Here is a 24,350-nt window from a genome sequence, read left to right on the forward strand (position 1 = left end):
GCCGGACGAACTCCCACTCGGCATCGGACAGTTCATGGCGACGTATCACCCAACCATGATCCACCACTCAAGATCATTCGAAGACACGACCTAGGGGCGTCTCAGGGGCGTTCCACCGACACCTGGAGATACGCCAGTACGGCCAGGACCCGACGGTGGTCGTCGGGGGAGTCGAGCAGGCCCAGTTTGCCGAAGATGGAGCGGACGTGGCCTTCGAGGGTCTTGGGGCTCATGTGGAGGCGGTCGCAGATGCCGCGGTTGGAGCGGCCCTCGGCCATGAGGTGGAGCACCTCGCCCTCCCGCTCCGTGAGTTTCGGCAGGGCGGAGCGGGGGCGGGGGCGGCCCAGCAGGCGGGTGACGATCGCCGGGTCGACCACGCACTCGCCGTCGGCGATCCGGTGCAGGGCGTCCACCAGCACGATGACGTCCAGGATGCGGTCCTTGAGGAGATAGCCGGCGCCGCCCGGATGCTGCTCCAACAGCCTTACGGCATAGGTCGATTCCAGGTGGTGGGAGAGGAGAAGCACACCGACGCCCGGGTATCGTTCGGCCAACTCCCTTGCCGCGACCAGGCCTTCGTCCGTATGGGTCGGCGGCATACGGATGTCCACGACGGTGACGTCCGGACGGGTCGCGGCCACGGCGGTGAGCAGCTCCGGCACGGTGCCGGCCTTGCCGACGACCTCCAGGCCGGACTCGGTGAGCAGCCGCTCCAACCCTTCGCGCAGCAGCACCTCGTCGTCGGCGAGCACGACCCGGAGCGGTGTCTTCAGCATGGGATCTCCACCCGGATCTCGGGGTGCGGGGGTTCGCCGGGGGCGACGGTGCCGTCGAGGGCGCCGACCCGGTCGGCGATGCGGACGAGGTCGAGGCCGTGGGTGCCGGTGAGCGTGAGCAGGAGGCGGTCGCCGGTGAGCCGGACGTCGACGGCGGTGGCATCGTGCGCCACCGCTTCGGCGAGCGTGAAGTAGGCGGCGGCTTCGGCGGCCTGCCCGACCCGGCGCTCGGGCAGGGCGGTGACCTCGACCGGTGCCTGGGTCTCCTCCAGGAGGGCGCCCACGGCTGCGGACAGGCCCTCCTCCGCGAGGACGGCGGGGAAGAGGCCGTGGGCCAGGACGCGCAACTCCTCTGTCGCCGCACGCAGTTCGTGTTCCGCCTGCTCTGCCGCGGGGGACGTCTTCGCGGGGCCGTTCCGGGCCAGGCGCAGGGTCAACGCCAGGGTGAGCAGGCGCTGTTGGGCGCCGTCGTGCAGGTCCCGTTCGAGGCGCCGGCGTTCGGTGTCGCCGGCCGCCACGATTCTTGCCCGTGAGGCTCGCAGATCGCTCATCCTCGTCGCCAACTCGGCATGGAGACGTTCGTTGTCCAGGGCGAGTCGGGAGATGCGGGCGATCTCGGGGGAGTCGGTGAGGGTGTCGGGGCGGTGGCCGAGGAGGGCGAGGGTGTGGGTGCCGCGGACCACGGCGGTGACGGCCTCGGCTTCGCCTTCGGCCGTTGTGTTCCCACCCGCACGACCCGTGCGACTTTCGTTGGCGGGTGCGGGGGGCCCCGGTGGGGCGTTCCCGCCGTCGGCGGCCGCGGGCCGAGTGGCAGGACGCCCCTCCGCATCGACCAGCCTGCCGTCCGCCAGCGGATACATCAACGTCAGGCTCGGATCACCCAGCACCCGTGACAGAGCGTTGCGAAGGCCGCCCGGAGCGGGGGCCGCGGCCAGTTCGACCACCAGGTCGGCCAGGGCGCCGCGAACCCGGCGACGGTGGAACCACGGCCAGGCCGCGGCCGTCGCGATCAGCAGCAGGGCAGCCTCCTGGGCCAGCCACAGCCGGCGGTCCGTCGGGTCGTTGCTCAGCGTGTGCCGGGGCAGTCCGTGGACGAAGTCGGCGGCGACCAGGGCCGCGTACACGACGCCTGCCGCCCACATCGGTGCCGCCACCCGACGCAGCGCGGGGGAGGTGCCGACTGCCCGTACGCCCAGCAGGGCGATCAGGGCGCAGGGCCACACCGCGCCGACCGTCATGCCGATCCGGCCCAGCGCGTCCATGAGCTCCGGGTGCGCCGCGATCAGCAGGCCGTTGCCGGGGCACTCTGTGCAGCCCGTGCCCCAGGGGTCGTACATCAGAGCGGGGAACAGGCCCATGAACAGCAGTGAGTTGGCGTACGCGAGTGCGAGCAGCGCGCGTGCCGCCCATGAGCCCGTTCTGCCGGACGGGTGGGCGAGGACGGCGTGCGCCACCAGGGGTGGGCCGGTCGCATACAGGACGAGGCCGGCCGTGAACGCCGGTGTCCATGAGATGCCCGGGTTCGCCCACTCGGGGAGGAAGGAGCCCGCCCCCGCGGCCGCCAGCAGCACTCCGCTCAGGTTGTCGGGGCGGCGCCGCCAGGTCACCAGGCCTGCCGTCAACAGGGCCCAGCCCACTACGAGTTCGAGCGCAGCGAGCCGTGGTGTGTCCGCAAAGGCCTGGCTCGGGCGGGCCCGGACCAGCGCGACGGTGGCCGGTCCCAGTGCGAGACCGGCCACCCAGAGCGGGAGGCGCACGGCGGCTGCCCGTTTCATGGCTGAATGGTGACAGTCGGGAGGGTTTCCGGCCAGAGTCACTGAGGGCCGGAGTCACTGAGTCGAGGAGACTCCGGACGTCCCCTTGCAGGAGGCGGCGGGCTCGGCCGGTATGCCCTTCACCTGTGCGGTGATGTCGTCCAGGTACGCCTTGGTCTGCGGGTCGCGGGCGAGTTGGTCGTACACCGGTTCAACTGCCTTGCGCAGAGCGGCGAGTTGGGCCGGGCTCGCGGCGGCGAACTTCTGGCCGCGCCGGCAGAGGTTGCCCAGCGACTCCTTCTCCATCGCACGCAGGGACTTGCTCGCGCCGGACACGGCCTGCTGCGCCGCCTTCCGCAGGACGGCCCGCTGGTCCTCGCTCAGCCGCTGGAAGGCCTTGGAGCCCGCGACCAGGGCGACCGGGCGCGGCCACAGTACGACGTTGGCCGCCGCGATCATCCCGTTCTTGTCGTAGCGGTTTCCGTCGACCGAGCTGAGCTGCTGTTCGTACCCCCCGAAGGTGTCCACGTCGCCGCCGGCCGCGAACCACTCCGGCTTCGCGCCGAGGGTGCGCAGGGTGGAGTCCGCGACCTTGGACTCCTGGATGCCGAAGGTGCGCCCCTTGTAGTCGGCGGGACCGAGCGGCGCGGTGTGTGCGCCGAGGGGCCGGCGCAGTGTGCCGGGCAGCAGGCCGAGGCCGGTCAGTCCGTCGCCGTCGAGCTCCCGGACCATGCGCCGCGCGACCGGGGCACCGAGCACCTTCTCCTCGGCGGTGTAGCTCGTGATCAGCAACGGTGCCGTCAGTGCGCCGAGGGGGCGCGCGTCGGTGGTGTCGAAGACCCGGCTGCCGAGCGCGGCAAGGTCGACGTCGCCCCTCTTCACGTCCAGCAGGAGCTGTTCCTCGAAGTCCGGCCCCTCCTCATGGTGGGCGTCCGTCTCCACGCGGATGCGGAGTGAGCCGTGGGACAGGGCCTGCACCTGCGTCAGGAAGGCGTTGAACTCCTGCGTCGTGCCCATGGGCGTGGCCATCGTCAGGGTGACCGGCTTCGCCGCGCTGTTGCCCCCGGCCTTGTCGGCTGCCGCGGAGCCGGAACAGCCGGTGGCGGCGAGGAGGGTCAGGCCGAGGAGGGCGGCCAGGGAGCCGCTGACCGTCGCACTTCGTGCGCGCATGACGTCACGCTCCCTTCCCGGTCGTCGCCCAGTCCTTCGGTGGCGGGCAGTTGCGGCTGAAGTACTTGTCGGACGGTGTCGCGCTGATCCGGTGCATGGGCTTGGCGCGGAAGTTCTCGGGCGACACCGCGTCCTTGCCGCGGGACAGCGTGAGGGTGTCCCGGTACGCGCTCATGGTGAAGGTGAACAGCTCTCCGGGCTTGTTGTAGGCGTTGCGGGGCGCCTTGGTGAAGCCGCCGTCGAGGATCTCCCAGTCGAACTGCTGTCCGTGGAAGCGTACTTCGCCGTAGGCCCAGGTGCAGGCGTACTGGTTCTCCTGGGTGAAGGCGAGTCGGTCGCCCTTGAAGACGTAGACCCACTTTCCGTAGTTCTCCGGGACGTCCTCGTCCGGTGCGCCCGCCTTGATCAGGTCGGCGTGTGTCGTCGTCACCGTGTACACCCCGCTCGGCCGGACGGACGGAACCCCCGACCGTCCGTCCGGCTTCCCTGCGGCCTGTGTCTTTCCCCCGTCGGAACAGCCGGCCGACGCGAGCAGCATCAGTCCGGTGACCAGCACCCCCGCCGTCATCCTGATTGCTGTCATGCCGCCGCCCCCTTTTGCCTCGTCCCCCGCGGGCTATGCGCCGTCGGCCGGCTGTTTCGACCTGCTTCGACGGTACGGATCGGACTTGTCCCGTACATCCGGGCCAACCCCCGGATTCTCCACCCCCGGCCCCAGGGCTGTCCCTTGGGGAATCTGTGCGAATACGTGTGTGCCTCGCCCCGGTGTGCTCTCCACCCGCAGCGTTCCGCCGAGCGCCTCCGCCCGGTCGGCAAGGCCGCGCAGCCCCGAGCCCAGGCCGGATCGTGCCCCGCCGGCGCCGTCGTCCCGTACGTCGATCTCGACCTCGCCGCCGGGCCCTACCGCCACCCGGACCGTCGCCCGCGTGGCCCGGGCGTGCTTCACCGCGTTGGCCAGTGCCTCGCAGCAGATGAAGTACACGGCCGCCTCCACCCCCGGCTGGAACCGGACCCGGGGCACGTCCAGGGTCACCGGCAGCGGACACTGCGCCGTCTGCTCGGCGAGCGCCGCGGCCAGCCCCTCCCGGACCAGGGCCGCGGGATGGATGCCCCGCGCGAACTCCCGCAGTTCGGCACGGGCCGCCCGCAGCGACTCCCGTACGGGCCCGGCCCAGTCGCCGGCGCCCTCCAGCACCTCGGCGACCCGGTCCAGGCGGCCCAGTACGCCCTCGTCCAACTGCCGTTCCAGGAGCCGGCGTTCGGTGTCGGCGGCCTCCACGAGCCGGCGCCGCGACGACTCCAGGTCGGCCAGCCGAACCCGGACCTCCGCCTGCAGCCGCGCGTTGCTGACGGCGAGCCGGGCCACCGAGGCGACGGCCGACAGCAGGGCCCGGTCGTGGGGCATGGAGCCGTCGTGCACCAGCACCGCGAGCGGTCTGCCGTCCTCCGCGAGCGGGGTCACCACCAGATCCGAGTCCGCGGGCGGCAGATGCAGCGGACGCCCCGACTCGTCGACGTACCCGCGCAGTTCCGGGACCCAGTAGCCGAGCGCCAGCCGGGGATCGCCCAGGACCGGGGCCAGCCGTGCGCGCAGCGGACCGCCGCCGTCGGACTCGCCCAGGTCGACCACGAGGCGGGTGAGGGCGGCCCGGGCCGAACCGAGGAGCCGTACGCCTGCGCAGAGCCCGGCGCCGACGACGGCGACGGCCGCCTCGTACACCCGTAGCACCGCGAGGTCGTCCGCCGCACCCGTCCGGCGTGCCACCACCCCCCACCCGACCGCGCCCGCCAGCACCGCCGCCGCGCCGCAGCCGAGCGCCCGCGCCCGGCGTTCCCGGACCGGGGCCGCCCCGGAGCGCAGCCGCAGCGCCGAGCCGGCCGCCACCACGAGGGCCTGTGCTGCGGCGACCGTGTCGATGCGGGTGAGGGGGTAGACGGCGGTGCAGCAGGCGATCGCCGCGGCGGCCGACAGATGGGTGATGCGGCGCGGTCGGGTTCCGGGAAACGTCAGCACCAGGAAGAACAGCAACCCGCGGTGGAGGAACACCGCCCAGCTCGCGAGATCACCGAGGAACCAGGCGGCTCCGGAGGCGACGAGCAGGCCTCCGGTCCATCGCCGGCCGCACGTCAGGCCGCTCCCCAGCAGCACGCAGCCGGTGAACACGTCCCACGCGTCCACGCGTCACCGCCCCGCGTCCAGCAGCGCCCGCAAGGCGTCCCCGGAGAGCTCGGCCTTGGTCAGGAACCCCAGGGCCGGGCAGGTGCGCAGCCGCTCGCGGTAGCCGCTGCGTGCCCGGCTGGAGATGAGCACGATGTCGGGCGCCGGGCCCTCGCGTTCCAGCGCGGCGAGCATCTCCGCCGCCGCGAACCCGTCCGGACCCGGCAACTGCACGTCCAGCAGCACTACTTGGGGTCTGAGCCGGGCGCAGGCGAGCAGCGCGGTCATGGCGTCCCCGGCCTCGCCGACGACACCGAACCCCTCCGCCTCCAGCACCGCTCGCGCGGCGGCCCGGAACGGCGGGTGGTCATCGACGATGAGCACCGTCCGCCGCATGAGCGCATGGTGACACGCCCCGCGATCCCGGCACACCCGGGCAGACCCTGGGAGTACGGGCCACCGCGGGTGCGTGCGCTCAGGCCAGCCCGTCCACCAGCCGGAACGCCGAGTCCGCCAGATACAGCGAGCTGTTCTGGAACGGATCCAGCTTCAGCTGGAAGTTCTGGTGGCGCAGGAAGCGCCCCGGGTAGTTCACCGACTCCAGCATCACCGCGCCCGAGTACGACGACGTCCGGGGGCAGAAGGTGGCGTCCTGCTCGAAGAGGGCCGAGCCGTCGTCGCGGCCGGCGAGCAGGATGAAGTTGCGGTGGCGGAGGTACTTGCCGTCGTGGGTGGCGAAGGAGTAACAGGAGCCGTCCGCCAGGCCCTTGACCACCTTGAAGGTGGAGTCCTCGCGGGACTCCGAGCCGCGGACCGGGTCGAGCTTCACATAGTCGTTGCTCACATGCCAGTAGCGGTCGGGGTAGTTGACCGAGCGGACGGATCGCCAGGTGCTCGCCGGCTTCGGGTGGCTCGACGAACTGCCGTGGGGGCTCGGTGACTTCGTGTTCTCCGCGGGGGCCGACTCGGATCCCTGCGGCCCGGGTGCGGAAGACTTGGTGGGCTGTGCGGACGACAGGCCGCTCTTGCCGGACGGTGCCGTGGCGCCGGTCGTGGACGGGGTGGCGAAGGAGATCAGCCCGGGGATCGTGGCGGAGCCGGCGGGCGACGGGTCGCCGGACGCGCGTGACGTGCCGTCAGTTCCTTTGTCCATCACGGTTATTGCCGTCACGCACGCGACGATCGTGGCCAGGGCCAGCGCGCCGGCCAGCCAGAGTCTGCGGGTTCCGGGTGCCCGGGAGGTGTCGGGGGTCCAGCCGTTCTCCCAGGGTTGCGGGTTCCGGGGCGGCTCGGGGGTGGTTTCTGGCATGCGCTGTTCCTCCAGCGGCGCCCGAGGCGGCGGCCGGGGGTGAGGTGAGGGTGAGGTGTGTGAGCGGTGAAACCCTAGTGGAGCCGAGGGAGCGCGGGGAGTCGTTTCAGCGAGCGATTTCCATGAATGTTGAACCTCCTCATACGGAATCCAGGACTTCGCATCCCGCGCCGCCGGGGATGCGTGACGGCGTCGTTGTGTACGGTCGTACGTATCGTTGTGTACCCTCGTACACATGGGATTCCTGATGCTCCTCGGGGCCATCGCCGCCGAGGTCGGCGGCACCACCGCCATGAAACTCAGCCACGGCTTCAGTCGGCTGTGGCCGTCCGTGCTCACGGTCGTCGGCTACGGCGTCTCCTTCGCGCTGCTCGCCCAGACCCTGAAGACCATGTCGGTCGGCACGGCCTACGCGATCTGGTCCGGCCTCGGCACCGCGGCCATCGTGGTGATCGGGATGGTGTACCTCGGTGAGGGGATGACCGTGCCGAAGGCCATCGGGATCGCGCTGATCATCGTCGGGGTCGTCGTGCTCAACCTGGGCGGCGCGCACTGATGCCCCGCCGCTACGACCCCGACCGGCGCCAGCGGATCATCGACGCGGCGATCCGCGTCGTGGGCGAGAAGGGCCTGGCCGGGCTGAGCCACCGCTCGGTCGCCGCCGAGGCGGACGTGCCGCTCGGCTCGACGACGTACCACTTCAAGACCCTCGACGAGCTGATGGTCGCCGCGCTGCGGCAGGCGAACGAGGGCTTCGTCAAGGTGGTCGTCTCGCGCGGCGGCCTGGAGGACACCGGCGCCGACCTGGCCACCGAACTCGCGGGCCTGATGGGCGAATGGCTCGCCGGCGACCGCACCGGCGTCGAGCTCGAGTGCGAGCTCTACCTGGCCGCCCTGCGCCGCCCCGCCCTGCGCCCGATAGCCGCCGAGTGGGCCGCGGACCTCGCCGACCGCCTCGCCCGCCGCACCGACCCGCTCACGGCGCGGGCGCTGGTCGCGCTGCTGGACGGGATATGCCTGCAAGTCCTGCTCACCGGGATGCCGTACGACGAGGAGTACGCGCGCGAGGTGCTGGCGCGGGTGATTCCCTGATCCCGACGGTGTGTTTCCCTCCTGATGTTTCTTCCGGGAAACCGTGAACTCTCCCGAGCCCAGCGGGGAACAGGGGGTGACACGCACGCACCGACGAACCAGGGGGAGCCTTGTGAGCGGACCACCGCCGTCCACGACACGGACGGAGGACGACGCGCAGATCGTCGCCCAGTCACTGGAGCAGCCGGAGCTGTTCGCCCTGCTCTACGACCGGTACGCGCCCGACATCCACCGCTACGCCGCCCGGCGTCTCGGTGACTCCGCGGCCGACGACATCGCCGCGGACACCTTCCTGGTCGCGTTCCGCATCCGCTCCCGCTACGACCTCACGCGCCCCAATGCCCGCCCCTGGCTGTACGGCATCGCGGGCAACCTCATCGGCAAGCAGCGCCGCGCCGAGGTGCGCGCGCTCAGGGCGCTGGCCCGCACCGGCCACGATCCGGTCGCCGCCTCCTGGGGCGAGTCCTGGGTCGAGGACACCGACAGCCGGATCGCCGCGCAGGCCCCCCTGGCCGGCGCCCTCGCGGCGCTGAGCGCGGGCGACCGGCACGTCCTGCTGCTCGTCGCCTGGGCCGAACTCACCTACCAGGAGGTCGCCGAGGCGCTCGACATCCCGGTCGGCACGGTCCGTTCCCGGCTCAACCGGGCGCGGCGCAAGGTCCGTACGGCGCTGGGCGCCGATCCCGCATTCGTGAACGACGCGGCGGAGGTGGCGTAGCGATGGACGAGATGACGAAGGTGCGCGAGCTGCGTGCCGGCGCGCCCGTGCCCGACCGGGCGCGGCTCACGCCGGGGCGGGCGCGGCTGATCGAGGCGGCGCGGTCCGGGGAGCGGCGCCGGGCGCTGTGGCAGCGGCGGGAGTTCGTGATCGTCGGAGTGGTGGCCGCGGTGACCGCTGTCGCCGTCACCGTCTCGCTGCTGGTGGGCGGAGGGACGGGGCGGAAGGTGCAGCCCGCGGTCTCGCCCGGCGTGACTCTCAAGGGAGTGAGCGCGGCCGAGTTCCTGCGGCGGGCGGCCGATGTGCTCGACACGGAGCCGGACGGCGCCGTACCCACGGCCAAGCAGTGGATCTACACCAAGAGCGTGCAGGAACCGCTGGACAAGCGGGCCCAGGACGTCAAGGGCCCGATGAGGCTGCTGCTGGGTCCGCGGGAGAGCTGGCTCAGGTTCGACGGCACCGCGATGGCAGACCAGCAGCTGGACGCCAAGGGGGAGCATCTCAAGCTCCACATCACGAAGATGCACCTGGAGAACGGCGGGGAGGGCGACGACCGTTCGCCGCGCGAGCTGTACCGGGTGCTGGCCGCGCTGCCGGCCGACGCCGAGCAGACGCTGAAGGTGCTCCGGGAGAAGAACGCCATCGCCGACGGCAAGGGCGTCTCCCAGGCGCGCAACGACTACGTCGAGATCAGTGTCCTGCTCGACGCCGACGTCATGCCGTCCAAGGGGCTGGCCTCCCTCTACCGCGCCCTCGCGACCCTGCCGGGCGGGCAGCTCACCGACCACCTGGTCGAGACCGCCGCCGGGCGCCGGGTGATCGCGCTGTCCTACGCCCGGGAGGACAACCCCAAGAGCGGGGAGACGATGCGGGACCAGTGGCTGATCGATCCGCAGACGTACCGGATCGTCGGCATGCGCCTGGTCACGGGCGACAAGGTCGACGGCGGCAACTCGCTCGTCGCGAGGGCCGTGGTGGACGAGGCCGGCGAGCGCGGCTGACACGGCACCCCGAACCCGGGCGGCCCGCACCACGAGGGGAGTGCGGGCCGCCCGTGCATCCGGCGCCGCCCGGTACCTGAGACGCCCGCCCCGCTGGTTGGCCTGCGCAGGCCCCGGCCGGTTAGGTTGCCCTCATGACCGACACGACTGCTCCTCGCACCACCGGCGCCGTGGCCGCCGGCCTCGCCACGATCGCCGCCGACGGCACTGTTCTCGACACCTGGTTCCCCGCGCCCGCGCTCGGCGAGGAGCCCGGCCCGGCCGGCACCGAGCGGCTGTCCGCCGAGAAGGCCGTGGAGCTGCTCGGCGAAGGTGCCGCGAAGGCGATCGGTCCGGACGCGCGCCGGGGCGTCGAGGTGGTCGCGGTCCGCACGGTCATCGCCTCGCTCGACGAGAAGCCGATCGACACGCACGACGCCTACCTGCGGCTGCACCTGCTCTCGCACCGCCTGGTCAAGCCGCACGGCCAGAGCCTCGACGGGATCTTCGGCCTGCTCGCCAACGTCGCCTGGACCTCGCTCGGCCCGGTCGCCGTCGACGACATCGAGAAGGTGCGGCTCAACGCCCGCGCCGAGGGACTGCACCTCCAGGTCACCTCGGTCGACAAGTTCCCGCGCATGACGGACTACGTCGCCCCCAAGGGCGTGCGCATCGCCGACGCGGACCGGGTGCGGCTCGGTGCGCACCTCGCCGCGGGCACCACCGTGATGCACGAGGGCTTCGTCAACTTCAACGCCGGCACGCTCGGTACGTCGATGGTCGAGGGCCGTATCTCCGCGGGTGTCGTGATCGGCGACGGCTCCGACATCGGCGGCGGCGCCTCCACCATGGGCACGCTGTCCGGCGGCGGCAACGTCCGCATCACCATCGGTGAGCGCTGCCTGGTCGGCGCAGAGGCGGGCGTCGGCATCGCGCTCGGCGACGAGTGCGTCGTCGAGGCCGGGCTGTACGTCACCGCGGGCACCCGCGTAACCATGCCCGACGGGCAGATCGTCAAGGCCCGCGAGCTGTCCGGCGCCTCCAACATCCTCTTCCGCCGCAACTCGGTCACCGGCACGGTCGAGGCCCGCCCGAACAACGCGGTCTGGGGCGGCCTGAACGAGATCCTGCACAGCCACAACTGATCAACGGCGGTCGCCACCGCCGAACTTGCACTCCCAAAAGGGAGGCGTAACGTCGCTTATGCCTCCCTTATGGCATTCGTACATCGCGCGCGAAAGAGGCGGTTCTCTATGCGACGCGCTGCAATATTCCTCCTCCCTGCGGCGACGGCGATGACCGCCGTGACGCTGCTCGCCGGTCCCGCCCAGGCAGGCAGCCCGCACTTCATCAGCAACGCCACCTCCGCCACGCGGTCCGGCGACACGCTGACCGTCAACGGCAAGGAGGCAGGGCTCGGCGACGAGTCCCAGGTCCATATCGTCCTGAGTGCCACCGCTCTGTGCATCAACGGCGGCGGCAACCACCCGAAGGCCGTCAACAAGGCGTCCGTCAACGCGGCGGGGGACTTCCCCGTGCAGAACGGCAAGGCCAACTTCTCGCTGTCGGTGACGGCCGTCTTCCAGCCCTCGTGCAGCCCGCCGATGACCGTGAAGTTCACCGACGTCCTGCTCACCGACACCACCAACAACATCACCCTCAAGATCCCCGGCACCTTCTGACGCCCGTTCACGCCTGGACCGCGGCTGCGAAGTCCGCGAGCGCCGCGAAGTCCGCCGCGCGCAGGCCCAGGCGCGGGTTGACGTGGTGCAGCAGTGCAGGGCCCGGGTGGACGGCAGTCACGTACTCCTCGTCCGCCGGGCTCTGCTCGTCGTCCACCCAGGCGAAGGGGCGGCCCTGGGCGTACGCCACGATCGCCTCCGTCTTCCAGTGCACCCCGTCGGGCCGGAACGCGAACAGGCCCGCGCCGAAGTCCACGTACGGCAGCTCGGGCAGGCCGACCGTGGGAGCGATCCAGCGGTTGGCGGCGTCCATCCAGGTTGTGGCCCAGCACAGGTCGTAGTCGAGGGAGAGCAGGGCGGGGCCGTGGGCGGGGTTGAGCCAGACGGGCAGTGCCCTGCCCGGGTGGAGGGCCACCAGGATGGTCGTGTAACCCTCGGGGCGTCCCTCCGGCTGTGCCGCCCACGGGTTGAGGGGGCCGTCGACGTCGAGGAAGAGCAAGGGGCGGCTCACGGGGACAACGTACGGCAGCGGGGGTGTGCGAGGTCGCGGGAAATTTCCTTCCCGGGGGCGCGCATAGCCACGGGCGGCCGCACGCGTCACAAGGGGCAGAGGGGGCGGACACCGGGTCCGCCCGGGGGAAAGCGATGGTGACGATGGATGCCGAAGCGCAGGACAGCTTCCGGGAGTTCGTGGAGCACCGGTCGTCCGCGCTGCTCAAGACGGCGGTGCTGCTGAGCGGCGGCGACCGGCACACCGCCGAGGACCTGCTGCAGAACGCGCTCATCAAGGCGGCCGGCCGCTGGCACCGTATCGACGAGCCCGAGGCGTACGTACGGCAGATCCTCTACCGGCAGCAGATCAGCCGCTGGCGGCTGAAGTGGCCCAGACGCGAACTGAGCGTCGCCGAACCGCCGGAGGCCGGCGCCGGACCCGACAGTTCGTCCGACGCCGAGCTGCGCCTGGTGATGCGCGGCGCACTGGCCAGGCTCACCGCCCGTCAGCGCACCGTGCTGGTGCTGCGCTACTTCGAGGACCTGCCGGAGGCCGACGTGGCCCGGATCCTCGGCTGCTCCGTCGGCACCGTACGGTCCACCACCCACCGCTCGCTCGCCCGGCTGCGCACCCTCGCGCCCGAGCTGACCGCTCTCGACCCGGCCGAGCGCCCGCAGCCGTCCCGTGACTACTCGCCCGTGGAGGTACGCCCGTGAACGTCGAGGAACTGGTGCGCGACTCCCTGCGGGAGCTGGCCGCCGAGCAGCCGTCGACGGGACCGTCCTTCGCCGACCGGGTGCTGGCCGTCCGCCGGCGCCGCCGCAGCCGCAGGTTCGCGTCGGTCGCCGCCGCCACGGCCGCGGTGGTCGCCGTCGCCGTGGGGGTGCCGCTGCTGGACTCCGGGAAGGACGACGTGCGTCCCTCGGGCGTCCTGCCGCAGGAGGGGATCGACGCCCACTCCGACCAGTCGCCGCCGCGCGACATGATCGGGGCCGGACAGTCGGTGCTCGCCGCGTACTGGACGGGGAGGACCGTGCCGCAGACGAAGAACCGGGGGACCTTCGTACGGACGTACTGGCTGCTCGATCCCAGGTCCGGCACGTACAAGAAGGACACCCGGTGGTCCTACGTCGCCGTGGCTCCCGGCCTCGGGACCGCCGCCGTGCTGGAGCAGAACCTGCCCGCCCACCGGATCGGCCTGCTCGACCTCGCGACGGGCAGGGTCGAGCGATGGATCCAGGTCGGGCACGAGGTCGGCGGGCTCGCGTTCTCGTACGACGGGCGCAGGCTCGTGGCGACGACGTACGGCGACAACCCCGATCTGCGGATCAAGGAGAAGGGGATCGACGAAGACGGCAAGGAAGTGTGGATCTGGGCGTCCAGGTACGGCGACTCCAGCCGGTCCGGCTTCTACGGCCTCGACGTGGCCTCCGGTGACCGCTCCTGGACCCCGGTCGCACCGGACCGCAACACCAACGCCCGCCAGGACTTCGCATTCGGCCGCGGCGGCCAGGTGTACGCGCAGGTCATCGGCGGCCGGGACGGCATGCAGCAGTTCTACGACCTCAAGGGCAACAAGGTCGCCGCGCCCGCGAACGAGAAGTACCTGCGCTCGGACGTCGACGCACGGCTCTCCCCGAACGGCAGGCTCGCCGCCCTCGGCCTGACGAAGGAGGTCAACGGCCACCCCGGAAAGTCGTACTCCTCGATCCGTGATCCCCGTACGGGCAAGGAGATCACCAGGGTCCGCGGAGCCCATCTGCTCGCCTGGGCCGACGACAAGCGGCTCATCGCCTGGGAGCGGGTCACGAGCCTGGACGAGACGTACCGGCCCCGGCTCGTGCTGGTCACCATCGGCAGCGACAAGGTCGTACCGCTGAGCGGAGTCAGTGACCAGCAGGGCTTCGACGGAGGGCTGGAGTGGCAGCCCGTCTTCGCCCGGCGCTGATCAGCCGGCCGTCAGCTCCTCGTACGCCGCCAGCAGTCCGTCGACCGCCTCGCGGCCGGCGGGCCGCAGCGGGGCGCGGACCGGACCCGCGGGCAGGCCGAGTTCGCCCAGGAGCGCCTTGGTGGTGACGGTGCCGGGCAGGCCCGACGCCATCATCAACTCGATGAGCGGGGTGGCGCGTTGCTGGAGGCGGGCGGACACGGGGGTGTCGCCCGCCTCGAACGCGTCCAGCACAGCGCGGAGTCGGTCCGGGACGACGTTCGCGACCGTGCTGATGTATCCGGCTCCGCCGACCGCGTACAGCGCGAGGTTGTGCTCGTCGCAGCCCGCGTAGTACGCCAACTCCGTGCGGGCGAGCACCTTTTGGGCGCCGAGGAAGTCGTACGAACAGTCCTTGACCGCGACGATCCGGGGGTGTTCGGCGAGCCGGAGCATCGTCTCCGGCTCGATACGGGTGCCGGTGCGGCCGGGGATGTCGTACAGCACGACCGGCAGCCCCGAGGCGTCCGCGACCGTCCGGAAGTGCTCCGCCAACGCGTCCTGCGGGGGCCTGCTGTAGTACGGGCTGACCACCAACACGCCGTCCGCGCCCGCCTTTTCGGCCTGCAGCGCGAGCTCCACGGTGTGCCGCGTGTCGAAGGTCCCGACACCCGTCACGATCGACGCCCGGCCGCCCACCGCGGCCCGCACCGCCTCGACGAGCGCCGCCTTCTCGGCGTCCGTGGTGGTCGGCGACTCGCCCGTCGTACCGGAGAGCACCAGGCCGTCGCAGCCCCGCGACACCAGATGGTCGGCGAGCCGCTGCGCACCGTCGAGATCGAGCGCGCCCTCCTCGGTGAAGGGCGTGATCATCGCGCAGAGGGCGCGACCGAACGGGGGAGTGGAGCGATCGGCTGTCGTCATGTCCGTAGTCTCGGCGCGCGCAACGTGAAGCTCCACTTAATTCTTCTACGCGATATCGATAAGGATTGCTGCGAAGTGGCATCCGGGGCGCTGATCAGGCCCTATGTCCAATTCGGCCCTTCATGGGTCACCATGGCCGTGACGGTCATCGGCATCAGCCCATGGAGGCGTCATGAAGCTCGGCAAGGCACTGGCCACCGGGGTCGCGGAGGAGCAGCCGCAGGCCCATGAGGAAGAGCTCGAACTCCCCGAGGAGATCACCGAGGAGCTGAAGGCCCCCGAAGAGGTTCCGGCGGCCCGATGAGACTGCGGCTTCCGGAGGAACGCCCGACGGAGCCGCCGACCGGATACAAGATCGCCCACCCGGTGCTGTCCCAGGACGGCACCCGGGCCGGGTTCACCGGTGTGTCGCTCGGCGGCGCGCTGCCGTACGGCGTCCTGGCCGACGCGTCCTGCGTCTACGGGCTGCGCCACAAGGCACCGCATCGCCGCTGCGACTGCGGCTTCCACTGCGTGCACGACCGTGCGGCGGCCGAGGCGCTGCTGTGCACGGCCGAGCACCGGGCGGCCGTCCTTCTCGAGATCACCGTGCTCGGCCGCTACCTCCGCTTCGAGCGTGGCTTCCGCTACGCCCGCCAGCGCGTCCGCACGTCCACCGTCGGACCCTGCGCGTGCGGGGCGGTCGCCGTGGCCCTGGCGGACGCGGGCTGGGGCCGGCCCGGCTGGCGTGCCCTCGCCCCGTCCTGCGCGGGCTGCGTCCGCGGCCGTACGTCCGTCTCGCTCGCCGCGTTCGCGCGGCTGGCCGGCGAGGGGCTGCGGGTGGTGGCGGGCAGCCGCGCGAACGCGGCGCCGGTCGCCGACCTCGGCGGCTCCGGCGAGCTCGGCGTGCCCGAACTCGTCGCCGAGGCCGCCCTGTTGCAGGCACGCCTCGACTGGTTCCAGACCCAGCTCGGCCGGCTCGGCGAGCAGGGCCCGGGCGACGCCCGGCAGGGATAGCGCAGGCCGGCCGGGGTACCCGGAGTGTTCCGGACTCGAGGAACGCGAGGAACATGAGAGGAGGCGACACCGTGACCGGGACCATGCAACCCGGGCCGGTGCGCGAGGAGCACCATTCGGTGGGCGAGCTCGTCGGGCGGGCCACCGAACAGCTCTCCCGGCTCGTACGACAGGAAGTGGCCCTCGCCAAGGAGGAACTGGCGGCCAAGGGCCGACGCGCCGGACGCGGCGGCGGGCTGCTGGGCGCCGCGGGCGCGTTCGCCTACGCGGGGCTGCTCGCGCTGTCCGGCACGGCGGTCGCCGCCCTCTCCCTGACGCTGTCCGTCTGGGCCGCGGCGCTCATCGTGACGGGCGTGCTGTTCGCGATCGCGGGCCTGCTCGCCGCGACCGGCCGCGCGCAGCTGCGCCGCGCCGCACCTCCCACGCCCGAAGAGGCCATCGGCAGCGTCAGGGCCGACGTCGAGGAGATCAGGGAAAGGGCGCACCGATGACGGACAGGACTTCACCGGAGGGCACCGGCGCCAAGGGGCCCGACGAGCTGCGGCGGCAGATCGAGCAGACCCGCAGCCAACTCGGCGACACAGTGGAGGAGTTGGCGGGCATGGTGGACGTGAAGGGTCGCGCGCGGGCCCGGGCGGCCGACCTCAGGGACAAGGCGGGCGCGATGACGGTGCAGCTGCGCAGCACCGCCGCACAGGCCCGGCACACCGTGCAGGACCGGGCAACGAAGGCCGGGCACACGGTCCACGACCGGGCACTGCAGGCAGGCCACACGGTTCAGGACCGGGCGACGAAGGCCGGGCACACTGCCCACGACCGGGCGCTCCAGGCGGGCCACACCGCCCAGGACAAGGCCACGGAGACGGGACACACGCTGGAGTACCGGGCGGAGCACGGCATGCCGTGGCCCGCCCGCCCCGTCGTCAAGGCGGCGGTACGGCATCCGCGGCCGGCGCTCGTCATCGGCGCGGCGTTCGCGGTGGTCGTGGTGGTGGCCTGGCGGTACCCCAAGAAGTGACGGCACGAGAGGAGGGGTGGCGGGCGGCGGCCCGTCACCCCCTCCGTCCGGTCAACTCCCCTTCGCCGACCGCAACTTCGACGGCCACTTCCGGGTGTCCCTGGGCTCCACGTACGGCTCCTCCGTGGGCGCCCGGCCCTCATACGTGACCGCACGCTCACGCGCCAGCTCGGCGTCGAACTCCAGCCCCAGCAGGATCGCCAGGTTGGACAGCCACAGCCACACCAGGAACACGATGGCGCCCGAGAGCGTGCCGTACGTCTTGTTGTACGAGCCGAAGTTGGCCGCGTAGACGGCGAACCCGGCGGAGGCCGCCAGCCAGATCAGCGTGGCCAGGACACTGCCCGGGCTGATCCAACGGAAGCCGCGTCCGCGGACGTTGGGGGCCGCCCAGTACAGCAGGGCGATCATCAGGACCACCAACAGCAGCAGCACCGGCCACTTGGCGATGCCCCACACCGCGATCGCCGCGTCCCCGAACCCGATCGTCCGGCCCGCCCGCTCGGCCAGCGGCCCGGTGAACACGACGATCAGCGCACTCGCCGCCAGCAGCACCATCAGCGTCACGGTCAGCGCCAGCCGCAGGGGCGTCAGCTTCCACACCGGGCGCCCCTCCGGCAGGTCGTACACCGCGTTGGACGTACGGATGAACGCCCCGACGTAGCCGGACGCCGACCACAGCGCCGCGAGCAGCCCCACCACGGCCAGCACACTGCCCGTACCGCCGCTGTCGCCGAGCTGGACCACGGCGTCCCGCAGGATGTCGCGGGCGGGCCCCGGCGCCAGGTCCCCGATGTTGTCGAGGAGTCTGTCCGTGGCGCTGCGCCCCACCACGCCCAGCAGCGACACCAGCACCAGCAGCGCGGGAAACAGCGACAGGACGCCGTAGTACGTCAACGCAGCCGCACGGTCGGCGAGTTCGTCGTCCAGCAACTCCTTCCCCGTGCGCCGCAGCACCGCCCGCCAGGACCGCGCGGGCAACCGGCTGGGACTTTCCTTCTCGTCCTCGTCCTCTTCCTTCTTGGTCTCGTCCATGACCTGCGGGTCTCCCGAACCCCCGCGCCGAATCCCGTACTTGACCTGAATCTTGGTTGAGGTTGAAGGGTGGGCGGTACAGGCATGCGCCGACGGCCACAGGAGGCCCCCATGACCCGCCGTACCGACACCCATCCCGACCTTGCCGACCCCCGAATCGGTGCCCCCTTCTTCAGCACCTGGCGCGTGGGCACCCCGCTGCGGCAGCGGCAGACCGTCGAGGCGATCGCCGAGACCTGGGAGCGCCGGCCCTGGCCCGCCGCCGATCTGCTCGGCTACCACGTCTACACCGGCGACGACACCTCCACCCTGCTCCACTACTCGCAGTGGACGAGCGAGCAGGCCTACGAGTCCTTCGTGAAGGCGCATCGCCAGGAGCGCGTCGACGAGATCGACACCGCCGTACCCGGCATCGAGCGCGTCGGCCTCGGCCGCTACCGGCGCTACCGCAGCGGTCCCGCCGACCGCGGCGGCCGCGTCCCCGGGTGCATCGTGATCGTCGACGTCGAGTTCGAGGGCCCCGATCCCGACCGGCAGCGCGCCTGGGTCGACGCCGTCTTCGAGGCGCTGCAGAACGAGCCCGCCCCGCACCCCGGAGGCATCGCCGCCCACTTCCACCTGAGCACGGACGGCACCCGCGTCCTCAACTACGCCGAGTGGGAGAGCGCCCGGGCCCACATCGAGGCCCTGGCCGCACCGGGGGACGGGATCGGCTCGGCGAACGCGTACTGGGAGCGCGTCCAGACCTGGCCGGGGCTGAAGAGCAGCACGGTCAGCCGCTACGAGCATGCACTCGGCCTCGTGCCGGAGTGAGCCCATCGCCACCTTTACCGAAAACTTCAGCCTCCTGGACAAAAAAAGTTTTCGGTGAGACGGTGGACGCATGCTGGACGTGACCGTGATCGAGGACCCCGAGGCCGCCGCCGTCTCCCTGGACCCCATAAGGGCCCGCCTGCTCGCCGAGCTGGCGGCCGGACCCGCCTCGGCGGCGATGCTGGCCGGCAAGGTCGGGCTGCCGCGGCAGAAGGTGAACTACCACCTCAAGGCTCTGGAGCGGCACGGCCTGGTCGAACTGGCCGGGGAGCGCCGCAAGGGCAATGTCACCGAGCGGCTGATGCGGGCGACCGCGGCGTCGTACGTCATCTCGCCGCTCGCGCTCGCCGCCGTGCAGCCGGACCCGGACCGCTTCCGGGACCAGCTGTCCGCGCGCTGGCTGCTCGCCCTCGGGGCGCGGCTGGTGCGCGACGTCGGCTCGCTGATCACCGGCGCGACGAAGGCCCGCAAGCGGCTGGCGACGTATGCGCTGGACGGCGAGGTCCGGTTCGCCTCGGCGGCCGAACGGGCCGCGTTCGTACAGGAGTTGACGGCGGGGGTGAGCGCGCTGATCGCCAAGTACGACGCGCCCGGCGCCGAGGGCGGCCGGGACCACCGGATCGTCGTCGCCGTACACCCCACGGTCAAGGACCAGCAGCCGCCCGCGCAGGAAATCGAGCAGCAGTAACCAGGAGCCCACCATGTCCAAGGAATTCGAGATCGCCCGCGAGTTCGAGGTCGACGCCACTCCCGAGGAGGTGTGGGAGGCGATCACCACCGGCACCGGAGGCTATCTGTGGCCGATGGAGCCGCCCGAGCCGAAGGTCGGCGGCAAGGGGCCCTTCGGGTCCAAGGTCACCGCCTGGGACCCGCCGCACCGCTACACCAACCGCGTCGAGGACGTCGAGGGCATCTCCGAGCAGAGCCTCAACCAGCTCGACTACACCATCGAGCCGCGGGACGAGGGGCGGCGGGCCTGGGTGCGGTACGTGCACAGCGGGATCTTCGTCGACGACTGGGACAACCAGTACGACGGCGCCGCCCGGCACACCGACTTCTATCTGCACACCCTGCGGGAGTACCTGACCCACTTCGCACCCCGGCCGGCCGCCTTCGCCACCTTCGACGGACCCGAGGCCTCGAAGGCCGCCGACGCCCTCGCCGCCGTAGGACGGGCGCTCGGTGTGGGGGAGGACGTGGCCGCCGGGACGCGCGTGACGGTGCACGGGCCCGACGAGTTCGACGCCGTGGTCGACTTCCGCAACCCCTACTTCATCGGGCTGCGCACGGACCGGGGACTCACCCGCGTCTTCGGGCGCAACCACTGGGGCCACCCGGTCGGCATCTCGCTGCACGACTTCACGCCGGGCGCCGACATCAAGGAGTGCGAGGCCGCCTGGCAGGGCTGGCTGAACGGCGTGTTCAACCAGCCCTGAACAAGGGGCCGTTACGGACGGAACCGCAGCACCTGCGGGTCGTGGTCGCTGATCTGGTCGTTGAACTCCGAGTTGATGTGCACGGAGTCGTAGTCGAAGTCGCAGCCGCGGCGGATCGACGGGGAGATCAGGATCTGGTCCAGGACCTGCTGGTTGCCCTGGTAGTCGTAGGTGTAACGCTCGCTCTTCGGCAGCGACTTGATCGCCGACCACAGCTCGCCGTCACCCTCGAGGATCTTCGTGGTGTCGGAGAAGTCGAAGTCGTTCATGTCGCCGAGCGTGATGACGTCCGCGTTCTTCTGGACGTCGAGGATGCTCTTGACGAACGCGTTGACCAGGGTCGCCTGGGCGTGGCGCTGGGTCTCCGAGCTGCGCACCGGCGGCTGGTACTGCGAGGTCAACCCCTGGTCCCCGCCCTTGGAGTTGAGGTGGTTGGCGATCACGAAGACCGTCCTGCCACGGAAGACGAACTCGCCGGCCAGCGGCTTGCGGCTGGACTTCCAGGCGTCGTCGGCGGGGGCGATACGGCCGGGGGAGACCGTCAGCTGAGCCTTGCCGTGCACCTTGCTGACGCCCACCGCGGTGGTGGAGTCGCCGCCCGCGCGGTCGGTGAAGGAGACCCGCTCCGGGTTGAAGAGGAAGACCTGGCGGATGTTGCCGCCGGGCTCGCCGCCGTCCTGGTCGTTGACCGGGTTGATCGAGCGCCAGTCGTACTTCGGGCCGCCCGCCGCGACGATCGCGTCGATCAGCTTGTTCACCGTCTCGCTCGCGTCGACCGTGCCGTCGTCCTTGGCACCGTTGTTGTCCTGGATCTCCTCCAGGGACACGATGTCGGGCGACTGCAGGTTGTTCACGATCGCGGAGGCGTGCGCCGCGAAGGTGGCGTCGGACGGGTCGAGGTTCTCGACGTTGTACGTGGCGACCGCCAGCTCGCCGCGCGACTGCTTCTCCGTCGTCTCGCGCTCCAGGCCGCCGCTCTTCAGCGTCCCGAGCTGGCTCGCGACCAGCGTGTAGCCGCCGAACTGGTTGAAGTCCAGCGGACCGGCGGTCGAGCCGGTGAGCGTGTCACCGACGTTCGCCTTCGGGAAGTCGGCGGTCGAGCCCAGCGACTGGATCTGCAGACGCCCGGTGTTCTGCGCGTCGTAGGAGCCGTACAGCGTGCCGCCGCGGTGGGTGCGGTGCTCGTACGGCTTCACGGTGACCCACAGCTCGCTGTACGGGTCGGTGGCCGTCACCACGCGGGTGTCGGCGACCTGGACGTTCATGCCCTCCAGGGACTCGTAGTAGTCCAGGGCGTACTTCGACGGCTGCAGCGTCAGGCCGTTGATCGAGTTGCTCGCGGCCGCGTCGCCGGCCGGGGTGTACTCGCTCGGCACCGACTTCGCGTCGATCACCGTGGCGGCCGGGACCGCGTTGCCGGTGGACACGGTGGTGATCGTCGGCTTGGTGATCTCGGTCAGCGACTGGTTGCCGGTCGAGGCGCCGCCCGGGACGTACTCCGAGACCGTGCCGGTGACCGTGACGGAGTCACCGACGGCGACCTTCGGCGTGGAGCTGGTGAAGACGAAGACGCCCTCACTGGTGGCCGGATTGTCGTCCGGGGTCGGATCCTGGATCCAGAAACCTCTGGAGGAGCCGTAGGTGCGCACGCCGGTGACGATTCCGGCCACATCGGTGACCTTCTGGCAGGCGTACGGCGAGATACGCGTGGTGCCCTGGATGTCATGGATGCGGACGGTGTCCGCGTGCGCGGGAGAGGTGAGGACGACGGCGGACGCCGCGGAACAGACGGCAGCGACGGTGAGCGCGGCGAGACGCGCGGACTTCTTGCTCGGCAACGGAATCCCTCCGGGGACGTGCGTGGGCGCCGGGACGAGGGTGGTGCGTGGGACGGTCGGAGGCCGCGACCGGTGGGGCGGTGGCGACGCGCGTAGAAATTACAGTGAACAGATGTCCAGCAGATTTCTACGCGCGTCAATCTCCTGCCTGGTCAGGCCAGTTGTCAAGGTTTCGGCCATGTACAGCCGTCGTCCGGGAGATGAACCGGGCGGCATGGGGCGAAATCCGTCTAGGCTGAGCGGCTGAGGTACGACACGCCCGAGGAGAACCATCCGATGTCAGACAGCTCCCCCCTGCCGCCGGTGCGGCTGCACCCCGAAGCGGAGCTGGCGCGGGACGCGCTGTCCACGCCGTTGCTCTCCCGGGCGGCTCGGCTGGCCCGCTGGGCCGGCCCGGACACACGCGTCGACGCCGGGGGCGGGCTGGTGGACGAGCAGTTGCCGGAGGCCGCCGAGGTGCTCGGGCTCGACGGGGAGGACGCCGCGGCCTACGCGAGCGAGGCCTGGCGGGTCGCCCTGGACACCGGGCTCGTCGAGATCGTCGACGAGGACGAGGGCACCGTCGCGACCGGGGAGGACCTGGCCCTGCTCACCGCCGGCTCCCCGCACGACGTACTGGCCGTGTGGCAGGGCGCGTTGGAGACGGTGCTCGCCGACGCGAGCGTGCCCGACCTGGAGGGCCTGGAGGACGCGCTCGACGAGGCCGGTGAGGTCGACTTCGCCCAGCTGGAGTGGGACCCGGCGGGGGAGGCCGAGTTCCTCGACGGAGTCCTGCGCAACCTGTACCTGCTGACGGTCAGCGAGGACGGGCCCGGGGACTCGCCGGTGCCGCTGCCCGCGCTCGCCGCCTCGATGATCGTGCCCTCCGACATGGGCGAGCCCACCAACGACGTCCTGGAGCAGGTCTCCGACGCGATGATGCGGCTCGACGACCAGTTCCGGCTGCTCGCGCCGGTCGGGCTCGTCGAGTACCAGCCCGTCGACGAGGCGCTGATGGCCGACGCCGACGAGGAACCCGCGGCACCCGTGGACGACGTCGACGTCGCCCGCTACGGCATGGTGCGGATGACGCCGCTCGGCCTGTACGGGCTGCGGGCGCGGCTGCTGGAGGCCGGTCTCGCGGCACCCGCGGTCGGCGACCTCGCGGACAAGGGCGCCGACGCACTCCTCGACGGCACGGCGGCCTTCGGGCAGTCGGCGGCGCAGGCCGAGACCGAGCAGTGGCTGGCCCGCCGCGAACCCCTCGCGGCGGCACGGGAGTTGCTCGCTGCGGCACGCGGCGCGGACGCCGGTGCGCCGCTGCGGCGGCTGCGCTGCCAGCAGGCGCTCTCGCTCGTCGGCACGGAGGCCGAACCGGCCCTGCGGGACGTCCTCGACGACCCCGAGCTGGGCGGGCTCGCCCGGGTCTGGCTGACCGAGCGGGGAGCGACGGAGGTACCCGCACCGTCCGAGGCGATGATCTTCTGGCTGACCATCGACACGATCGCCGCGCAGCTGGCCGCCGAGGGCAACTCCGAGGAACTCCGCGCGCTGGTGCAGGGGTTGGCCGCCCAGCACGGCGGCTTCTTCGCGGCGGCCTGGCGGGTCGACCACCCGGCCACGGCTGACGTGCTGGAGGCCATGGGCCGGCTGCACCCGGACAAGCGGATCGCGAAGGAAGCCCGGAAGGCCGCCTTCAAGGCGCGGTCCCAGCAAGGGGATTGAGACCGAGCGCCGTTGCGGCGGGCGGTGAAGGCCGATGCCCGCCGCAACGTGACCCTGCTCAGCAGTGATAGATCGTCGTGTGCTTGAACGACGAGGTCGCACCGTTGAAGCCGTACGTCCCCCGGTACGCCGGCGGGTTCTGGAACTCCCCGACGATGGTGATCGTGTCGGCGCAGCTGCCGCTGCCCGCGCGCTTGGCGTCCAGGCGGATCGTGTCACCGATGAAACCGCCGGTGATGTTCCACGGGGCACCGCAGATGGAGCCCGTGATCTGGCCGCCGAGGACCACGTACGGGTGGGTGTTCGGGTCGAACTTCACCTCCAGGTCGAAGGTGACCGCGGCCCCGCTGTTCAGCTGCAGCTTGGCCGTCGCGGCGACCGCCTCCGGCGACACCTCCTGCTGCGCGGCGAACGCCTCGTCGCGCGTCTTGACCTCGGCGCCCTGCGCGTTGTGGAACCGGTGCTCGACCGCCGCCGCGCCCTTCTGCTTGCGTGCCTGGGTGGTCATGGGAACGTGCCTCCCCTCG

Annotated in this window: 28 protein-coding genes; 16 read left to right on the forward strand and 12 right to left on the reverse strand. The window is 71.5% G+C overall.

Annotated features, from left to right (window positions below):
• Positions 1-101: 101 nt before the first annotated feature.
• From ABZ880_RS36615 to ABZ880_RS36645, 7 genes are all read right to left on the reverse strand, one after another.
• Positions 102-776: a response regulator transcription factor gene (locus ABZ880_RS36615; protein ID WP_361272218.1), complete on the reverse strand. Its 675-nt coding sequence runs from the start codon at positions 774-776 to the stop codon at positions 102-104.
• A complete protein-coding gene (locus tag ABZ880_RS36620) occupies positions 770-2,551 on the reverse strand; it encodes a histidine kinase (RefSeq protein WP_361272220.1) in 1,782 nt (593 codons plus the stop codon). The genes ABZ880_RS36615 and ABZ880_RS36620 overlap by 7 nt, the downstream gene beginning before the upstream one ends.
• 54 nt (positions 2,552-2,605) lie before the next feature.
• Entirely contained in the window at positions 2,606-3,700 is a 1,095-nt protein-coding gene (locus tag ABZ880_RS36625; protein ID WP_361272223.1) for a hypothetical protein, read from the reverse strand.
• Positions 3,701-3,704: 4 nt separating this feature from the next.
• The gene (locus tag ABZ880_RS36630) at positions 3,705-4,283 is read right to left on the reverse strand and encodes a hypothetical protein (RefSeq protein ID WP_361272226.1); all 579 of its coding nucleotides are present in this window, start codon (positions 4,281-4,283) and stop codon (positions 3,705-3,707) included.
• Positions 4,284-4,316: 33 nt separating this feature from the next.
• Positions 4,317-5,879 carry an ATP-binding protein gene (locus ABZ880_RS36635; protein ID WP_361272228.1) on the reverse strand — a complete coding sequence of 521 codons (1,563 nt, stop codon included), beginning with the start codon at positions 5,877-5,879 and terminating at the stop codon, positions 4,317-4,319.
• A 3-nt stretch (positions 5,880-5,882) separates the two neighbouring features.
• Complete coding sequence (locus ABZ880_RS36640; protein ID WP_361272231.1) at positions 5,883-6,254, reverse strand: response regulator transcription factor; 372 nt, start codon at positions 6,252-6,254, stop codon at positions 5,883-5,885.
• 79 nt (positions 6,255-6,333) lie between these two features.
• Positions 6,334-7,167 carry an AbfB domain-containing protein gene (locus tag ABZ880_RS36645; RefSeq protein ID WP_361272234.1) on the reverse strand — a complete coding sequence of 278 codons (834 nt, stop codon included), beginning with the start codon at positions 7,165-7,167 and terminating at the stop codon, positions 6,334-6,336.
• A gap of 235 nt (positions 7,168-7,402) precedes the next feature.
• Between ABZ880_RS36645 and ABZ880_RS36650 the strand changes: the two genes are divergently transcribed.
• The 6 genes from ABZ880_RS36650 to ABZ880_RS36675 all read left to right on the forward strand — a co-directional run bounded on the left by ABZ880_RS36650 (position 7,403) and on the right by ABZ880_RS36675 (position 11,639).
• The gene (locus ABZ880_RS36650) at positions 7,403-7,723 is read left to right on the forward strand and encodes a multidrug efflux SMR transporter (RefSeq protein WP_361272235.1); all 321 of its coding nucleotides are present in this window, start codon (positions 7,403-7,405) and stop codon (positions 7,721-7,723) included.
• Entirely contained in the window at positions 7,723-8,259 is a 537-nt protein-coding gene (locus tag ABZ880_RS36655; RefSeq protein ID WP_361272238.1) for a TetR family transcriptional regulator, read from the forward strand. Before ABZ880_RS36650 ends, ABZ880_RS36655 begins: the two co-directional genes overlap by 1 nt.
• 112 nt (positions 8,260-8,371) lie before the next feature.
• On the forward strand, positions 8,372-8,977 hold the full coding sequence (locus tag ABZ880_RS36660; protein ID WP_361272241.1) for a sigma-70 family RNA polymerase sigma factor: 606 nt from the start codon (positions 8,372-8,374) through the stop codon (positions 8,975-8,977).
• A gap of 2 nt (positions 8,978-8,979) precedes the next feature.
• Positions 8,980-9,978: a CU044_5270 family protein gene (locus ABZ880_RS36665; RefSeq protein ID WP_361272244.1), complete on the forward strand. Its 999-nt coding sequence runs from the start codon at positions 8,980-8,982 to the stop codon at positions 9,976-9,978.
• A 134-nt stretch (positions 9,979-10,112) separates the two neighbouring features.
• Positions 10,113-11,102 carry a 2,3,4,5-tetrahydropyridine-2,6-dicarboxylate N-succinyltransferase gene (gene dapD / locus ABZ880_RS36670; protein WP_361272246.1) on the forward strand — a complete coding sequence of 330 codons (990 nt, stop codon included), beginning with the start codon at positions 10,113-10,115 and terminating at the stop codon, positions 11,100-11,102.
• 108 nt (positions 11,103-11,210) lie between these two features.
• The gene (locus tag ABZ880_RS36675) at positions 11,211-11,639 is read left to right on the forward strand and encodes a hypothetical protein (RefSeq protein ID WP_361272249.1); all 429 of its coding nucleotides are present in this window, start codon (positions 11,211-11,213) and stop codon (positions 11,637-11,639) included.
• Positions 11,640-11,646: 7 nt separating this feature from the next.
• On the opposite strand, the gene ABZ880_RS36680 is transcribed toward ABZ880_RS36675, so the two are convergent.
• Positions 11,647-12,150 (reverse strand): hypothetical protein, encoded by a 504-nt coding sequence (locus tag ABZ880_RS36680; protein ID WP_361272251.1) that lies wholly within the window; start codon positions 12,148-12,150, stop codon positions 11,647-11,649.
• A 143-nt stretch (positions 12,151-12,293) separates the two neighbouring features.
• Here ABZ880_RS36680 and ABZ880_RS36685 point away from each other — a divergent pair, with 143 nt between their 5' ends.
• Both ABZ880_RS36685 and ABZ880_RS36690 read left to right on the forward strand, forming a co-directional pair.
• The gene (locus ABZ880_RS36685; RefSeq protein WP_361272666.1) at positions 12,294-12,848 is read left to right on the forward strand and encodes a SigE family RNA polymerase sigma factor; all 555 of its coding nucleotides are present in this window, start codon (positions 12,294-12,296) and stop codon (positions 12,846-12,848) included.
• The gene (locus ABZ880_RS36690; RefSeq protein ID WP_361272254.1) at positions 12,845-14,080 is read left to right on the forward strand and encodes a WD40 repeat domain-containing protein; all 1,236 of its coding nucleotides are present in this window, start codon (positions 12,845-12,847) and stop codon (positions 14,078-14,080) included. Before ABZ880_RS36685 ends, ABZ880_RS36690 begins: the two co-directional genes overlap by 4 nt.
• Here ABZ880_RS36690 and dapA read toward each other — a convergent pair whose 3' ends face one another.
• Positions 14,081-14,983 carry a 4-hydroxy-tetrahydrodipicolinate synthase gene (dapA, locus tag ABZ880_RS36695; protein WP_361272257.1) on the reverse strand — a complete coding sequence of 301 codons (903 nt, stop codon included), beginning with the start codon at positions 14,981-14,983 and terminating at the stop codon, positions 14,081-14,083. It lies immediately after the preceding gene.
• Between the two features lie 172 nt (positions 14,984-15,155).
• Between dapA and ABZ880_RS36700 the strand changes: the two genes are divergently transcribed.
• The 4 genes from ABZ880_RS36700 (at position 15,156) to ABZ880_RS36715 (ending at position 16,997) form a co-directional block, all read left to right on the forward strand.
• Positions 15,156-15,287, forward strand: a complete 132-nt coding sequence (locus tag ABZ880_RS36700) for a hypothetical protein (RefSeq protein ID WP_361272259.1) — start codon at positions 15,156-15,158, stop codon at positions 15,285-15,287.
• Positions 15,284-15,979 (forward strand): hypothetical protein, encoded by a 696-nt coding sequence (locus ABZ880_RS36705; protein ID WP_361272262.1) that lies wholly within the window; start codon positions 15,284-15,286, stop codon positions 15,977-15,979. The genes ABZ880_RS36700 and ABZ880_RS36705 overlap by 4 nt, the downstream gene beginning before the upstream one ends.
• Positions 15,980-16,050: 71 nt before the next feature.
• A complete protein-coding gene (locus ABZ880_RS36710; protein WP_361272264.1) occupies positions 16,051-16,470 on the forward strand; it encodes a phage holin family protein in 420 nt (139 codons plus the stop codon).
• The gene (locus ABZ880_RS36715; protein ID WP_361272267.1) at positions 16,467-16,997 is read left to right on the forward strand and encodes a DUF3618 domain-containing protein; all 531 of its coding nucleotides are present in this window, start codon (positions 16,467-16,469) and stop codon (positions 16,995-16,997) included. Before ABZ880_RS36710 ends, ABZ880_RS36715 begins: the two co-directional genes overlap by 4 nt.
• Before the next feature lie 51 nt (positions 16,998-17,048).
• Here the strand turns inward: ABZ880_RS36715 and ABZ880_RS36720 are convergent, their stop codons facing one another.
• Positions 17,049-18,032: a YihY/virulence factor BrkB family protein gene (locus ABZ880_RS36720; protein WP_361272270.1), complete on the reverse strand. Its 984-nt coding sequence runs from the start codon at positions 18,030-18,032 to the stop codon at positions 17,049-17,051.
• A gap of 111 nt (positions 18,033-18,143) precedes the next feature.
• Between ABZ880_RS36720 and ABZ880_RS36725 the strand changes: the two genes are divergently transcribed.
• The 3 genes from ABZ880_RS36725 to ABZ880_RS36735 all read left to right on the forward strand — a co-directional run bounded on the left by ABZ880_RS36725 (position 18,144) and on the right by ABZ880_RS36735 (position 20,281).
• Positions 18,144-18,845 (forward strand): antibiotic biosynthesis monooxygenase, encoded by a 702-nt coding sequence (locus tag ABZ880_RS36725; protein WP_361272272.1) that lies wholly within the window; start codon positions 18,144-18,146, stop codon positions 18,843-18,845.
• A 70-nt stretch (positions 18,846-18,915) separates the two neighbouring features.
• On the forward strand, positions 18,916-19,533 hold the full coding sequence (locus tag ABZ880_RS36730; protein ID WP_361272275.1) for a helix-turn-helix domain-containing protein: 618 nt from the start codon (positions 18,916-18,918) through the stop codon (positions 19,531-19,533).
• A gap of 13 nt (positions 19,534-19,546) precedes the next feature.
• Positions 19,547-20,281, forward strand: coding sequence for an SRPBCC domain-containing protein (locus tag ABZ880_RS36735; protein ID WP_361272278.1), 735 nt, complete (start codon positions 19,547-19,549; stop codon positions 20,279-20,281).
• Positions 20,282-20,292: 11 nt separating this feature from the next.
• Here the strand turns inward: ABZ880_RS36735 and ABZ880_RS36740 are convergent, their stop codons facing one another.
• Complete coding sequence (locus ABZ880_RS36740; protein WP_361272281.1) at positions 20,293-22,119, reverse strand: endonuclease/exonuclease/phosphatase family protein; 1,827 nt, start codon at positions 22,117-22,119, stop codon at positions 20,293-20,295.
• A 276-nt stretch (positions 22,120-22,395) separates the two neighbouring features.
• Here ABZ880_RS36740 and ABZ880_RS36745 point away from each other — a divergent pair, with 276 nt between their 5' ends.
• Complete coding sequence (locus tag ABZ880_RS36745; RefSeq protein WP_361272284.1) at positions 22,396-23,823, forward strand: hypothetical protein; 1,428 nt, start codon at positions 22,396-22,398, stop codon at positions 23,821-23,823.
• A gap of 58 nt (positions 23,824-23,881) precedes the next feature.
• Here ABZ880_RS36745 and ABZ880_RS36750 read toward each other — a convergent pair whose 3' ends face one another.
• On the reverse strand, positions 23,882-24,331 hold the full coding sequence (locus tag ABZ880_RS36750; RefSeq protein WP_361272287.1) for a hypothetical protein: 450 nt from the start codon (positions 24,329-24,331) through the stop codon (positions 23,882-23,884).
• Positions 24,332-24,350 lie beyond the last annotated feature (19 nt).

This window comes from Streptomyces sp. NPDC047043 (genome assembly GCF_040644055.1).
Classification (GTDB): domain Bacteria; phylum Actinomycetota; class Actinomycetes; order Streptomycetales; family Streptomycetaceae; genus Streptomyces.